12 protein-coding genes are annotated in these 15,339 nt (G+C 52.9%); 9 read left to right on the top strand and 3 right to left on the bottom strand.

Annotated elements, in window-relative coordinates; genetic code table 11:
• The first annotated feature begins 155 nt into the window (after window positions 1–155).
• The 6 genes from PCH05_RS22690 (at window position 156) to lacZ (ending at window position 10,002) form a co-directional block, all read left to right on the top strand.
• Window positions 156–1,703, top strand: a complete 1,548-nt coding sequence (locus tag PCH05_RS22690) for a response regulator transcription factor (protein WP_127606186.1) — start codon at window positions 156–158, stop codon at window positions 1,701–1,703.
• A 16-nt stretch (window positions 1,704–1,719) separates the two neighbouring features.
• Window positions 1,720–3,516, top strand: a complete 1,797-nt coding sequence (locus PCH05_RS22685) for a cache domain-containing sensor histidine kinase (protein WP_127606184.1) — start codon at window positions 1,720–1,722, stop codon at window positions 3,514–3,516.
• A 232-nt stretch (window positions 3,517–3,748) separates the two neighbouring features.
• Complete coding sequence (locus PCH05_RS22680) at window positions 3,749–5,047, top strand: ABC transporter substrate-binding protein (RefSeq protein WP_127606182.1); 1,299 nt, start codon at window positions 3,749–3,751, stop codon at window positions 5,045–5,047.
• Between the two features lie 113 nt (window positions 5,048–5,160).
• Window positions 5,161–6,060 (top strand): carbohydrate ABC transporter permease, encoded by a 900-nt coding sequence (locus PCH05_RS22675; protein WP_174806294.1) that lies wholly within the window; start codon window positions 5,161–5,163, stop codon window positions 6,058–6,060.
• Complete coding sequence (locus PCH05_RS22670) at window positions 6,057–6,881, top strand: carbohydrate ABC transporter permease (RefSeq protein ID WP_127606178.1); 825 nt, start codon at window positions 6,057–6,059, stop codon at window positions 6,879–6,881. The genes PCH05_RS22675 and PCH05_RS22670 overlap by 4 nt, the downstream gene beginning before the upstream one ends.
• A 43-nt stretch (window positions 6,882–6,924) precedes the next feature.
• A complete protein-coding gene (lacZ, locus tag PCH05_RS22665) occupies window positions 6,925–10,002 on the top strand; it encodes a beta-galactosidase, LacZ type (protein ID WP_127606176.1) in 3,078 nt (1,025 codons plus the stop codon).
• A 71-nt stretch (window positions 10,003–10,073) separates the two neighbouring features.
• Here the strand turns inward: lacZ and PCH05_RS22660 are convergent, their stop codons facing one another.
• A complete protein-coding gene (locus PCH05_RS22660) occupies window positions 10,074–10,865 on the bottom strand; it encodes a histidinol-phosphatase (protein WP_127606174.1) in 792 nt (263 codons plus the stop codon).
• 149 nt (window positions 10,866–11,014) lie between these two features.
• Here PCH05_RS22660 and PCH05_RS22655 point away from each other — a divergent pair, with 149 nt between their 5' ends.
• Window positions 11,015–11,854, top strand: a complete 840-nt coding sequence (locus tag PCH05_RS22655) for a helix-turn-helix domain-containing protein (RefSeq protein WP_127606172.1) — start codon at window positions 11,015–11,017, stop codon at window positions 11,852–11,854.
• Between the two features lie 165 nt (window positions 11,855–12,019).
• Window positions 12,020–12,445, top strand: coding sequence for an L-fucose mutarotase (fucU, locus tag PCH05_RS22650; RefSeq protein WP_127606170.1), 426 nt, complete (start codon window positions 12,020–12,022; stop codon window positions 12,443–12,445).
• A gap of 74 nt (window positions 12,446–12,519) precedes the next feature.
• On the opposite strand, the gene asnB is transcribed toward fucU, so the two are convergent.
• Window positions 12,520–14,364, bottom strand: a complete 1,845-nt coding sequence (asnB, locus tag PCH05_RS22645) for an asparagine synthase (glutamine-hydrolyzing) (RefSeq protein WP_127606168.1) — start codon at window positions 14,362–14,364, stop codon at window positions 12,520–12,522.
• Window positions 14,365–14,654: 290 nt separating this feature from the next.
• Between asnB and PCH05_RS27955 the strand changes: the two genes are divergently transcribed.
• Complete coding sequence (locus PCH05_RS27955) at window positions 14,655–14,786, top strand: hypothetical protein (RefSeq protein WP_281278791.1); 132 nt, start codon at window positions 14,655–14,657, stop codon at window positions 14,784–14,786.
• Window positions 14,787–14,892: 106 nt separating this feature from the next.
• Here PCH05_RS27955 and PCH05_RS22640 read toward each other — a convergent pair whose 3' ends face one another.
• Window positions 14,893–15,186 carry a magnetosome magnetite crystal formation protein family gene (locus tag PCH05_RS22640; RefSeq protein ID WP_127606166.1) on the bottom strand — a complete coding sequence of 98 codons (294 nt, stop codon included), beginning with the start codon at window positions 15,184–15,186 and terminating at the stop codon, window positions 14,893–14,895.
• Between the last annotated feature and the right edge of the window lie 153 nt (window positions 15,187–15,339).

Raw genomic sequence — 15,339 nt, 5'->3', positions numbered from 1 at the left:
CCGTACGTTCTTTCAGGCTTTAACGTCTGGTAGGCGTACGGATTTTGTTTTCCCGGGTACTATCATCCATGATTTGAATAAGTAAAACGCTTTCTAGACTCCGGAAGGTGGATTGTCCTATAATAAAGAACATGTTTTCGGAAGGGGGAGAACGCATGAGGGAATTATGCAAGGTTCTCGTCGTCGACGATGAGCTGCTGGTGCGGCAGGGCATCAAGCATGTATTGAACTGGGAGCAAGACGGGTTTCAGATCGTGGGGGAAGCGGGCAACGGCAAAGAGGCCATGACGCTGATCCGGGAACTGAAGCCGCATATCGTGCTGACCGATATCGTGATGCCGGTCATGGACGGGGAAGAGCTGACGCGTCTGATCAAGCAGCAGTGGCCGGAGATCGAAATCATCGTGCTCAGCAGCTTCAGCGAATTCGATTATGTACGCTCGACGTTTCAAAGCGGCGTTTCGGACTATATATTAAAGCCCCATCTGGATACGGAAAAGCTGCTTCAGGTACTCCGCAAGACGGCGGAGAGGATACCCTCGCTCTCGGGCGCCGTCATAAACGGGAATTATCCTGTTCCCGTTCATCAAGCGGTGGAAAAGCTGCTTTCCCGTTACGATGCGGATGTCGATTCGGCATGGGTTCAGGAGTGGTTTCCCAAACCGTATTTTTACCTGCTTGGTATGGAATCCCCGGATGGTGGGTCAGGGGAAGAGCATCCGCTGTTAGATTCCTTGAAGGCGCTTTTGCCGGGAATGAAAGCCGTAAGACTCGAAGGTCATGCGGTTTCTGGACGCCCCGGCATGACGCTGTTTTTACTGAACATAAGCCGCGAAGACCGGGACCAGCTGCCGGAGAAGCTGACATTGCTGTGCCCGGCGTCCCAAAGCCAGGACCGTATTGCGTGGATGCTGAGCAGCTCGTTCGATTCGCCGGGAAGAATGCGCGGCATTTATGAGAAGTCGTTCCTCAAGCTGCTGCAGTATCGTTTCTTCCTGCCTAAAGACATTTCGTTGGCGTTTGACATTCTTCCATCTAGCTCATCCGCTCCGTCTTTTTTGCTGCAGCCGTTTATGGAACAGGTGCGGAGGCTGGAGCTTGAGGAAGCTTTCCATGAGTTGGAGGCTCACATGGATCAGCATCAACACGCTTATACGGCCGATGTATTCGAATTCAAATCGTTTATCGGCAACATTGTCTTTAACGTCATTCATTTGCTCGGCAGCATGAATTATGACATGAAGCCGCTGGATGAAGCGAAATACAGCTACTTCAAGGCGATTGACGAAGCGCGGCATCTTTCTGAGCTTCGGCTGGTGGTCCGGCAATTCCAGGCACAGGTGACGGAGCAGGTTCAGGCGAACCCGTCAGCTGCCTCCCCGAACCCGAGCATGAAGCTGCTGCTGGACTACATTGATCAGCATTACATGGAGCCGATCACCCTGACCGGGATGGCCGCCCATTTTCATTTCAATCCGTCGTATCTGTCCAGCTTTTTCGCTGCTCATCATCATGAAGGCTTCAAGGAGCATTTGAACCGTGTTCGCATCAACCAGGCGGCGGATTTGCTGCGCTACAGCGAAACGCCGATATCGGAAATCGGCAGCCTGGTCGGATACGGGGACCATAGTTATTTTTGCAAGGTATTCAAAAAAAACATGGGATTGTCGCCAACCGGATACCGCAGACAACACCAGGCATAGGAGAGCGGGGGGAACGATGAAAGCCTTTTTCGAGCGCCTCAAATTTCATGGGTTGTTTATTAAAATGTTCGCCGTCATGTTTATCAGCATCATCGCGATTGCGGTGTCGGTGGCTTGGACGAACCTGCGCATGACCGAGCAGCTGTTTCTGGAAACCTTCAGCATTACCAATTCCAAAGTCATGAATCAGGTGAAAAGCAATTTCGAGTCCTTCCATTATTCCAACGTGCTTGCCGCCATTACAGCCCAGCAGAGCGGCACGCTCAAAACCTTCCTGACCGAGCAGGGCTCGGACCGGGCGATTCCTGAAATGAATGCTTATTACGGCATGACGCAGCAGATGCGCAAGATTCAGTCGACGGTGGATGCTTATTCGGCAGGCATCGCGATCGTGGGGAAGAACGGCCGCAATTATTCGGGCAATTCTTATTTGACGAAGCCGAACGCCCGCGAATTGTATGCCAATTCCTTGACGAAGGAAGCCGAGGCCAGTCCGGGGAAGCTCATGTATCATCTGTATGAGGGGGCGGGCGAGGACGGATCGAAGCCTGTCATTGTCGCGACCAAAGTGCTGCAGGAAACGACGACGGGTCAGGAATACGGGATGCTGTACATCACCATTGACGAGAATGATTTTAAGCCCTTTTACAGCAGCTTTACGAGCGAAGGCAATGATGTTGTCATTATTGACGGCTCCGGGACGGTTATGTCCAGCAATCATTCCTCGCTGATCGGAACGGAAAATGCGCAGTTACTGTCCTATGCCCAAGAGATCCAGGAGCAGGGCCTGCATGTCAAAAAGGTGAGGCTGATGGGTAAGGACGAGCTGATGCTTGCGCAATATCTGCCCTCTTATAACTTTTATCTCGTCAATATGATCGATCAGCAGCAGGTGCTCGGGCAAATGGTGAACACCAAATCGATCGTTCTGCTGGTGCTGGTCATCGTGCTGGTTGCGCTTGTCATCGTCTTTTTGATCTCCCGCAAAATGACCCGCTCGCTGACGCTCTTATCTCGGCAAATGTCCAAGGTGACGAGCCGGAATTTTCATAACTACGTGAATGTCAGCGGCGGATATGAGATCCGCCAGCTCGGCGAAGCCTATAACTACATGCTGGATGAAGTGAATGATTACGTCGCGCGTTTGGTCCATACCCAGCAGGAGCAGCGCAAGGCGGAGCTTGCGGCCCTGCAGCAGCAGATCAACCCGCATTTTTTATACAACACGCTGGCCTCCGTTAAATTTTTGGTTCAGCAGGACAGCAAGGATAAGGCGGTAGATACGATTCATGCGCTCATTTCGCTTTTGCAGAATACGATCAGCAACGTCAGCGAGACAATCACCGTCGACCAGGAGCTGGTCAATATGAGGCATTATGTGCTCATCAACCATGTCCGGTACGGCGAACGCATCCGCGTGAGTTATTTCGTAACGCCCGGCTGCGGCCGATATCAGGTTCCGAAGCTGATGATCCAGCCTTTTATCGAAAATGCTTTTTTCCATGCTTTTAACGAGAAGGAAGAGGGCTTCATCCACGTACTGATTTCATGCGATGCACGGCAGTTGATTTGTGAGGTGGTCGATAACGGGGACGGCATGGATATGCTGCAGCTGGAGCAGGCCAAGGATAAACGGAACCGGAAACAATCGCGCCAGCTGTTTTCCGGCATCGGCGTAGCCAACGTTCATGACCGCATCCGGCTTTTGTACGGCGAGGATTACGGCGTCACCATCACGAGCGAAAAAGGGGAAGGAACGAGGGTAAAGATCACCCTGCCGTTAATCGAAGCGATGGAGCAGCAGCCGTCTTGAGCATGGCCGGGAACCGCGGCATCTAAACAAAATACCAGAATCCAAAGAAATAACAAGCGCTTTCAGAAAGCGCATACATGAATGCGATAAAATGACAAATCTATGCAAAGTAAATTCTAACGATGCCTGCCGGCCCGGTGCTACACTGATTTCAGACCCGGGCGGAAGCGTTTGCAAACGCTGTGCGAACCGCCTGAAGGGAAGAGATTGAACAATAAAAGGGGCTGAAACGATGAAAAAGGTAATGGTGTTGTTGCTGACCTGCATGGTTCTGCTAGCGGCCTGCTCCTCGGGCGGCAAAGACAAGGAACAAGCGGCGTCCGGCGGCGGGGACTCCCAATCCAAAGAAATTACGATCTGGGCATGGGATCCGAAATTCAACATTGCGGCACTCGACATTGCCAAAGAGGCTTACAATGCAAAGCATCCGGACGTTAAGGTCAACATCGTGGAATTCGCGCAGGCGGATATTATCCAAAAGCTGAACACGGGACTGAACTCCGGTACGACCAAAGGACTGCCGAACGTCGTTCTGATCGAGGACTACCGGGCGCAGGGCTTCCTGCAGGCTTATCCGGATTCCTTCACCGACCTGAGCGGCAAAATCAAGGCGGACGACTTTGCGGAATATAAAATCGGTCCGACCAGCTACAACGGCAAGCAGTACGGCGTACCGTTCGATACCGGCGTCGCCGGACTCTACGTGCGCAAGGATTACATCGAGCAGGCAGGCTATAAGCTGGAAGATCTTCAGAATATGGACTGGAAGCAGTATATCGAGCTCGGCAAAAAAGTGAAAGAAAAGACGGGCAAAAATATGATTTCGCTCGATCCGAACGATCTCGGGATTTTGCGGATGATGATCCAGTCTGCCGGCTCCTGGTATTTGAAGAGCGATGGCACGACACCGGATCTGAAGGACAATGCAGCCCTCAAGGAAGCCTTCAGCCTGTACAAAGAACTCATGGAGGCCAACATCGTCAAAGTTAACGCGGACTGGAGCCAGTTTATCGCTTCCATCAACAACGGTGATGTGGCGACCGTTCCAACCGGGAACTGGATTACGCCATCGGTCAAAGCGGAAGCGTCCCAAGCGGGCAAGTGGGCGATCCTGCCGATGCCGAAGCTTCCTGCCACGCCGAACTCGGTGCATGCAACGAACCTGGGCGGCAGCTCCTGGTACGTCATGAACATTCCGGGCTCCGACACGGCGGCGGATTTCCTGGCCGAAACCTTTGGCTCCAATGCGGATATGTATCAGACGCTGCTGACGAAAGTCGGTGCCATCGGCACGCTCAAGGAAGCCGCTAAGGGCGAAGCGTATACGCAGCCGGACGATTTCTTCGGCGGACAGCATACCGTAAGCGATTTTGCCAAGTGGACGGCGGAAATTCCGAAAGTGAACTACGGCACATCCACGTATGCGATCGAGGACATCCTCGTGGTTGAAATGCAAAATTACCTGAATGGCAAGAGCTTGGATCAAGTGCTTAGCGACGCGCAATCCCAGGCCGAAGCGCAAATCAAATAAACGGCTGTCCGCTTGTTTCATAGCTACCCGGTGTAACCCTGGCGCGCTTTTCGTAGTCGCAAGACAGCCGAAGCGTCCGGGGTTATATTTTTGACCGAAAGGGGATTATGACCATGTTAAAAACGGAGCGGCGGGGCGGCCTCAGCATCCGGACGAAAAGCACCCTCACGGGCTGGAGCTTTATCATTATCGCGGTACTCATGATCGCGGGCTTTTATTTCTATCCGATGATCCAGGCGTTACTCTTATCTTTCAAAACAGGCCGCGGCGTCAATCTTTCTTATACCGGCTGGTCCAACTATGAGCGGCTGCTGACGGACAAAACCTTTTTCACGGCGCTCAAGAACACGTTCATCTACCTGATCGTGCAGGTACCGATCATGATCATTCTGGCCTTGTTCATTTCGGTGCTGCTGAACGACAGCCATTTGAAATTCCGCGGCTTTTTCCGTACGGCAATCTTTCTGCCATGCGTGACCTCGCTCGTCGCCTATTCCGTCGTGTTCAAATATTTGTTCGGCAGCGGCGGATTGGTGAACACCATGCTGATGAAATTGTCCATCATCCATGCGCCGATCGAATGGATCACCGATCCGTTCTGGGCGAAGATCACGATCATTATCGCCATCACATGGCGCTGGACCGGATACAATATGATTTTTTACCTGTCCGCGCTCCAAAATATCGACAGCTCGATTTATGAAGCAGCGCGCATCGACGGGGCATCGTCGGTGAAACAGTTTTTCCGCATTACCATCCCGATGCTGAAGCCGATCATTCTGTTCACATCGATTACGTCGACGATCGGTACGCTTCAGCTGTTTGACGAGGTGCTTAATATTACGAAAGGCGGACCGGGGAACTCGACGCTCTCCATTTCGCAGTACATCTATAATCTGTCCTTCAAATATACGGCGGACTTCGGATATGCGGCAACCGTCTCCTATTCCATCGTCCTTATCATCGTGGTGCTGTCGTTGATCCAATTCAGAGTGGCAGGTGAACGGAAATGAGACAAACGAAGCGTATGTTTACGTATGTGTTCCTGACTGTCGCCTCGATCATCTCCATTTTCCCTTTTCTGTGGATGGTGGTCAGCGCGACCAATAAATCGGTGGATGTCACCAAAGGCCGGCTGCTGCCGGGCAGTCATCTGCTCGAAAATTTCAAAAACCTGCTGGATACGACGGATCTGGGGAGGGCTTTGTGGAATTCCGCCGTCATTTCGATCATCACGACGGTGCTGGCCATCGTGATCGCCTCTTTGGCCGGATACGGGTTTGAAATATTCCGCAGCAAGCTGAAGGACGCAGTCTTTAACGTGCTGCTGCTGTCCATGATGATTCCTTTCGCGGCGCTGATGGTTCCGCTGTACCGGATGTTCGCGGATATGTCCAACTCGGCTCCCCTGATTGGCATCGATTCCAAGGCGGCCGTGATGCTGCCGACGGTAACGACGGCGTTTTTGATTTTCTTTTTCCGGCAGAGCACGAAAATGTTCCCGAAAGAGATGATCGAAGCGGGACGAATTGACGGTTTAAGCGAAGTCGGAATTTTCTTCCGCATCTTTATGCCGACGATGAAGACGACTTATGCAGCCGCAGGGATCATCACGTTCATGTCCAGCTGGAACAATTACCTCTGGCCGTTGATCGTGCTGCAGTCGCCGCAGCAGAAAACCATTCCGCTGCTGATTTCGAATCTCGGCTCGGGTTATGCGCCGGATTACGGGATCATCATGCTGGCGATCGTGATCGCCACGCTGCCGACCGCGCTTGTATTTTTCCTGATGCAAAAGCATTTCGTCGCAGGCATGATGGGATCCGTTAAATAATACATTCAGTACGAGAGAGACGCTTTTGAAGGGGAGGAAACACATGAACATCAAACAACCGAGTCTGGATTGGCTTGGCGATCCCGCCGTCTTTGCGGTGAACCGTCTGCCGGCGCATTCGGATCACCGCTACTACCGCACGGAAGGCGAAGCACGCGAACAAGGAGCAATGAACCTTCGCTCCTCGCTGAACGGAGCCTGGAAATTCGCGTATTCGAACCATCCGGACAGCCGGCCTGCGGACTTCTACCTGCCGGAGCGAAGCTGTGCCGGCTGGGACAGCATCCAGGTGCCGGGGCATATCCAGCTGCAGGGCTTCGGGAAGCCGCAGTATGTCAACACCATGTATCCTTGGGACGGGCATGAGGAGCTTCGTCCGCCGCAGCTGCCGCGAAAAACCAATCCGGTCGGCAGTTACGTGAAGGAGTTCGAGCTTCCCGCGTCTTTTGCGGAGCAGCCGGTCTATATATCGTTTCAAGGCGTAGAATCAGCCTTTTATGTGTGGCTGAACGGACAGTTCGTGGGATACAGCGAGGACAGCTTTACGCCGTCGGAGTTTGATCTGACTCCTTTTGTGAAGGATGGAAGCAATAAGCTGGCGGTCGAGGTATACCAGCGCAGCACAGGCAGCTGGATTGAGGACCAGGATTTCTGGCGTTTCTCCGGCATATTCCGGGATGTTTATTTATATACCGTGCCGAAGCTGCATGTACGCGATCTGTTTGTCCGCACGGAGCTGGACGGGGCTTATCAAGATGGGGTTTTGAAGGCGGATGTCTGCGTGCAGGGGGAGGGCTTGGGATATGCCGAAGCCGTCCTGCTGGACCCGGATGGCAAGGTGGCGGGAAGAACGAGCCTGACACCGGCGGCAGACGGCGGGCCGGAGCTGCGTTTGACGCTGGAGCTGCCGGTTAAAGGGGCCCGGCTGTGGAGCGCGGAAATTCCCGCGCTCTACACGCTGCTGATCACAATTTATGACAGCTCGAATGCGGTTGTAGAGTCCGTGCCGCAGACGGTCGGGTTCCGCACCTTCGAAATGAAGGACCGCATCATGCACCTGAACGGCAAACGGATCGTCTTCAAGGGCGTCAACCGGCATGAATGGAACTGCCAGCGCGGACGGGCCGTGACGAAGGAAGACATGCTCTACGATATCAAGACGATGAAGGAGAACAACATCAATGCGGTGCGGACCTCGCACTATCCGAATCAAAGTCTGTGGTATGAGCTATGCGACAAATACGGCATGTACGTGATCGACGAGATGAATCTCGAGAGCCACGGATCCTGGCAGAAAATGGGCGCAGTAGAGCCGTCATGGGTTGTTCCGGGAGATCGTCCGGAGTGGAAAGAGATCGTCATGGACCGGGCCGTATCGATGCTGGAGCGGGACAAAAATCACCCCTCGATTCTGATCTGGTCCTGCGGCAACGAATCGTTCGGCGGCGAAGTCATTTATCAGGTGTCGGAATATTTCCGTAAAGCCGATCCCGGCAGGCTCGTGCATTATGAAGGCGTCTTTCATGATCGCAGATTCAACGGCACCAGCGACATGGAGAGCCGGATGTATGCCAAGCCCGCGGAGGTAGAAGCTTACCTGAAGAGCGATCCGGGCAAGCCATATATCACCTGTGAGTACATGCACGCGATGGGCAATTCGCTCGGCGGCATGCACAAATATACGGAGCTTGAGGAAAAATATCCGATGTACCAGGGTGGCTTTATTTGGGATTACATCGATCAAGCGCTGTTGAAGGAGGACGTTTACGGCCAGTCTTATCCCGCATATGGCGGGGACTTCGGGGATCGCGCAACGGATTACAACTTCTGCGGCAACGGCATTGTTTATGCGGAGCGCAAGTGGTCGCCGAAGATGCAGGAGGTTAAATACCTGTATCAGAACGTCAAGCTGATCCCGGAACAGGGGTGCATTACGGTCGTCAACGACCAGCTGTTTGCGGATACGTCGGATTATTCGCTGGAGGTCATTCTGTATCGGGAAGGCCAAGCGATCGGAAGAAGCATGGTACCGGTCCATATCGAGCCGCTGTGCCGTCAAACGCTGCCGATAGAGTTTGAAGGAACTGCCGGGGCCGAAGAGCTTCCTGCCGGCGAATACTGTATTCAGGCTTCCCTGAAGCTGAAGAAAGACAACCTGTGGGCAAAAGCGGGATACGAAACGGCTTTCGGACAGCATGTGTTCGAGATTGGCAGCAGGAATGAATCTGAAACAGCGGGCTCGAGCAGCCCTGCGCCCGAAGTGGTACAGGGCGATGTGAATATCGGCGTTCATGGACGTGATTATTCAGTTCTGTTCTCGAAGCAGATCGGAACGCTGGTATCGCTAAGCTACGGGGGACGGGAACTGATCTCTTATCCGCCGCAGCCGCTGTTCTGGCGGGCGACGACGGATAATGACCGCGGCACGGGGATGGATTTCCACGGTGCCGGCTGGTATGCGGCTAGCCTTGCACCGAAGTGTACCGATGTTCAGCTTCGGGAAGAGGGCACGGCGGTGACCGTCCGCTTTAACTACAAACTCAGCATTCATGCGGATGCAGGAGCGTCCGTAGCGTACTCGGTGTACCCGGATGGAAGAATCCGCGTCAGATCTGAATATAAGGGAGTGGAAGGACTGCCTGATATACCGATTTTTGCGCTTTGCTTCAAGCTTCCCGCTAGTTACAGCAAGCTCAAATGGCTTGCCATGGGACCGGAGGAGAACTACATCGATCGCTGCTCGGGAGCCAGACTCTGCCTGTTCGAGACGGAAGTGAAAGACAGCGACGCAGGTTATCTTGTTCCGCAGGAGTCCGGAAACCGGACCGGTGTCAGAAGCGTAAGCATCCTCGACCGGGGAGAGGCGGGGATTTCGGTGAAGGCTCCGGCCCATGCGCCATTGGAATGCCGGATATCGCCGTACACTGCCTTCGAGCTGGAGCATGCGCGGCACCGCTTCGAGCTTCCGCCGGTTCATTATACGGTGGTGACCGTAGCCGGGCGGCAAATGGGCGTTGGCGGCGATGACAGCTGGGGAGCACCCGTCCATGAGGAGTACCGCCTGCCGGCGGATCAGGATATGAGCTTTGAATTTTGGATTGAACCGGTAGGCTTGAACTAAGCCAAGAACACCCTCGTCAGCATTCGCGGCCGGGGGTGTTCTTTTTTTTTGGCAATGATTTTATTTGACTCCTACAGCGGAAGCAGGATGCGTTCACGGTTTTTGAAGACGGCCCATTCCCGGTAACCGATGTCGATCAGATGTTTGCGAATATCGTCAGCGTATTCCCCGACGCGGGCTGGCTCGTGCGCATCGGAGCCGAAGGTGACGCTGACGCCGTAATGGAGCGCGCGCTCCAGCACCCATCCGTCAGGTACCCAGAGTTCGTCCGAGGAATTGACTTCAATGGCGATATTATGCGCCGCGATCGTCTTCAGCGTGTGATCCGCGGCTTCGGTCCGCAGCTTGGAATAGCCGGGGAAGTAGCGGTTCAGTGCATCCACATGTCCCAACACATCGTAGAGGCCCGATGCCGCAGACCTGGCGATGTAATCGTAGTAGCTTTCCTTGAGTTCGCGTCTTCCTTCAGGCGAAAGCTGCTCCCAATAAAGGGTATCGTACAGGCTGATTCCGGCAAATCCATGAACGGATCCAATGACGTAATCGAAGGGATAGGATTTAAATATCCGCTCGTAGGTATGCAGGCAATCCGGAAGAAAATCGGCTTCTATGCCGAGAAGCACGTCAATTCGCCCCTCATATTCTTTTTTGAGCGCGAGCACCTCTTTGATATAGGCGGGAAATTCGCTTTTGGCCATACAGGCTTCCGGAGAGGGATGATCGTCTTTTTCCGCAAACAAGGGGGTATGATCCGAAATTCCGATGTAAAACAGGCCTTTGTCTACAGCTGCTTCAATATAGTCGCGAATCGAGCCGTGGGCATGCCCGCAGCGGTTGTGATGCGTATGCAGATCGAATGTCATGAGGAAAGCCTCCAAACCTTAGGTTTTTCTATCTTGCTCCCCACCATACCGCATGATAAGATCATAATCATTACATATTGCGTTGTTTATAGGTTATTTTCTACATATCTTATTCTTATATTTCTTTAGATGCAGGGGGCTCAACAGGGATGGAGAGCAATTTCTATGAAGCTTCCATGTTCTACGTAGACAAGGGACATAAATACCAATCCAGCATGCCGATGCACCATTATCATGACGGATATGAGATCTTTTATCTGGTTTCCGGCGATATTTGTTATTTCATTGGGGACCAGGCTTATCAGGCCGTCAGCGGAGCGCTGTTCATCATCGGCATGAACGAAATCCATAAGCTGGTGAATGCCAGCGGCGCCACTTTTGAGAGAATCACGCTGGAATTCAAAAAGGAATTTCTGGAGGGTCTGTTTCCGGAAGGCCAATCCTTTGACGTGATGTCCAGCTTTAACGAAGGACGTCCATTCGTAAAATTGACGGGACAGGAGCAGGGCTACGTCGAAAGGCATCTGGAGCACATGATCCATGAATTTACACACATGCCCGAAGGCTATGAAGCCTGCCTGCAAACACTCCTGTTCCAGCTGCTGCTGTTCATCCGCCGCAAAATGTCTTCCGCGCAAGCCCCGGAGCAAACCTCAATCGGCACCATACACAAAAAAACGTTCGAAATCGTCGATTACATGAACCGCCATTATGCGGAACGGCTTACGATCGAAGGGATTTCCAAACGCTTTTATATCAGCCCGTCCCATTTTTGCAAAACGTTCCGCAAAAGCACCGGGTTTACCTTTACCGAATACTTGAACAATGTACGCATCAAGGAAGCGAAAGCACTTCTGATCGGCACCAGCGATAAAGTCGCGGATGTCGCGGAGCGGGTCGGCTTTGAAAGCCTCACTCATTTCGGCCGTACCTTTAAAGAACTCACGGGAATGCCGCCGCTGAAATACAGGCGTCTGCATCAAGCTTGAAGCTGCCAGGTCCGCCGATGCGTCGGAATAGATGGTATAAACGCTTGCGGGGAGCGATAGGGGGAAGGGGGAACGGTATTTTTCACGGGTTGCCGGGAAGGATTGCTTCGGTTCATGTCGTAATGTATAGAGGATGAATGCGCTTGCTGATGAGGAGGTTTCAACATGCTAAAAGGGATTTCCCCCTTATTGTCTCCGGAGCTGCTGAAGATATTGTGTGAAATGGGACACGGGGATGAGATTGTATTTGCGGATGCGAATTTTCCTGCCGTTTCGATGGCTCAGCGCCTGGTGCGCGCCGACGGCCACGGCATCCCGGAGCTGCTGGAGGCGACGCTGGAGCTGTTTCCGCTGAACCGGTACCTTACGCATCCGGTGATGCTGATGCAGGTCGTCCCGGGCGATCCGGTGGAGACACCCATATGGGAGGTGTACCGCAGTCTGGTGGACAAATCTGAAGCGGGCATCGAGTTCGCGGAGATCGAGCGTTTTGAATTTTATGAGCGCGCCAAAAAGGCTTATGCGGTCGTCGCTACAGGCGAGAAGGCTTTGTACGGAAACCTGATTTTGTCCAAAGGCGTAATCGGATGACATCAAGGCGCTTGCAGTGAAAAAGGGAAGCCCGTTTCTGAGGAAACGGGCTTTCTAGCGTCCGAGGACAAGCGTTATTTGATGGTAACATGATAGGTTTTCAACCAATGGTTCACCTGGGCCAGGTAAGCAAACAGCTGCGGACCGGACATCAGCTGGCCGAACCAGGGCAGGTTCGAGGAAGCTTCCGGGGAAGCGGCGATTTCGCGTATTTTTTCCTGATTGATCAGGGGCAGGATGGGGGAAGACGGGTCATCCAGAACCTCCATCATCTGCTGTTTGACGCTGGCAAGAAAATCGGGATTGTGGGTTTTCGGGTAAGGGCTTTTTTTGCGGTAGAGCACGTCGTCAGGCAGCACGCCTTCCAGCGCTTTGCGCAAAATGCCTTTTTCGCGGCCGCCGGTCATTTTCATCTCCCAAGGGATATTCCATACATACTGCACGAGGCGATGGTCACAATAAGGTACGCGAACCTCCAGACCGACCCCCATGCTCATGCGGTCTTTGCGGTCAAGCAGCGTCGGCATGAAGCGCGTGATATTCAAATAAGACATGACGCGCATTTGGGCCTGTTTGCCTGTTTCGCCCCGCAGCTTCGGTACTTCCCGCACAGCGTCGGCGTAACGGTCGCCCAGGTAGTCGATCGGCCGCGTCCATTCCCGAATTTCAGGCGACAGCAAGCTTGCACGCATCTCGGAGGCTACGGCCCAGGGGAAGGTGCCGGAATTCAGCATTTCATCGCGGTGAAACCACGGATACCCGCCGAAAATTTCATCGGCTGCTTCGCCGGAGACGGCGACGGTGGCGCCTTTTTTGATTTCCCGGCAAAACAGGTACAACGAGCCGTCCACGTCGGCCATGCCGGGCAGATCTCGCGTCAGGGTGGAATAGTTCAGCGATTCGATCAGCTCCGGGGTGTCGAATTCAATGTAATGGTGATTCGTCCCCAGCTCCTCGACCATCCGCTGAATCCAGGGGCCGTCGGCACCGGGCTGGAAGCTGTGGGATTGGAAATGCTTGTCGTTGCCGACGTAATCAACCGAATAGGTGTCGATTTGCCCTTGGCCGGTTCTTTGATAATACTGGACGGCAAGTGCCGTCAGGGCGCTTGAATCGAGTCCGCCGGACAGCAGCGTACATACCGGAACGTCGGATACGAGCTGGCGCTCCAATGTATCCCGAAGCAGCTCCTGCAGTTGCGCTGCCGTCGCTTCGGTGTCATCCTCATGCTGATGGCTGTCGAGCTTCCAGTAGGCATACGATTTTAAACCGCTGCGGCTGAATATCATGGCATGCCCAGCGCGGAGCTCCTTGATATCGCGGTAAACGCCTTGGCCAGGCGTGCGCGCCGGCCCGATGATGAAGACTTCGGCCAGCCCTTCCGCACCAACGACGGGTTCAACCTTGGGATGCTGTAGCAATGCTTTGGGCTCGGAGCCGAAAATCAGCGTGCCGCCGAGAAGACTGTAGAAAAACGGCTTCACGCCAAGCCGATCCCTTGCCATAAAGACCTGCTCCCGCACGCTGTCCCAGATGGCGAAGGCAAAAATGCCGTTGAATTTGTCGATGCAGGCTGGGCCCCACTCGATGTAGGAGACCAAAAGAACTTCCGTATCGCAATTCGTCCGGAAGTGGTGGCCTCTTTTCAGCAGCTCCCTTTTGAGCTCTGCCGCGTTATACAATTCCCCGTTATATACTATGGTGTATAAATCCTCATCATCGTATACAAGCATGGGCTGCGCCCCGTTTTCCGGATCGATGACGCTCAGCCTCCGATGGCCGAAGGCGCATGGACCCGATATCCAGGTTCCATAAGCATCCGGACCCCTTGGGGTCAAGGTTTCCGTCATTTTTACGAGAGTTTGGGAATGCTGCGTCAAATCGCCGCTCCACTGAACAAAACCGGTTATTCCGCACATGACGGCTCATCCTTTCTTTGTCTTTATCCACTACTATCCACCCCGCTTGGGGAGTTTTGCCAAATTTCTTTGTCAAGTGATACAGTTATATGCCGAAGCTGGGCATAAAATGTCTGTCCGACCGTGAAGTGTTCCGGAGGAACTTGTCACAAACAGCGGGATGCTGTCATTCAAAAAGCACTTGGTTTAACGTTTACCGGTTTCGTTTGTCCCTGTAAACCAAGCCAAAATTTTCGGTTCATAACCTCGCTTCGTGCTTCCCATACTATCCTTTAGGGGGGTGAGCGAAAGTGGCGATTCCGTACAAAAAGACGAAAGGCAACAAGTATGCCCACCAGACTGAATTTGCTGAAGAGGTCCTGAGCAAAAACGACAGAAATATGGCTGTTCCGCAAAGCCCGAGACGTTTTGGCAACAAGTAACCCCTGAAACGAATAACCCTCCGGGAAGCCCGGAGGGTTATTATTACGAACGATGCGATATTGCGGATATTGGTAACATATAATGGAAGGAATTTATTTTTATGGATTAGGCATATTCGCGCAAAACCTGAATGCCTTTGACAATATTGTAAATAAACGTTCCGAAGTAGATAATGATGAATAATACGATGTAACCGAATACCGACCCGGGGTTATCGGCGCCGAAGGTGAGGATCAGCAGGGGAATGGCGGCAGCAAAAGGGACTATATGCGAAACCAAAGCGCGTTTGGAGTGCATCGCTATATACCTGTCCTGCGTTGCGATCCAGACGATCAACGGAAAAAGAAACGGCGCGAAAAATATGCTGAAATAGGATAAGGCCGACAATAATTGACGCATGGCACAAGCTCCTTTACATGGATGGTTGGTGTTATCATATTACCCTTCGCTTCTTGGGATGATTCATTTTTGAAATTTCCCTTTGAAATTTTACGGAAATGCGCTATAATAATAAACGCATCATTTTTAATCCGTGATGCACCTACATAGCAA

The organism is Paenibacillus chibensis (assembly GCF_004001045.1).
Lineage (GTDB): Bacteria > Bacillota > Bacilli > Paenibacillales > Paenibacillaceae > Paenibacillus_AQ > Paenibacillus_AQ chibensis.
Note: the sequence above shows the minus strand (reverse complement) of the source record. Positions and strands in the feature narration are given on the sequence as shown.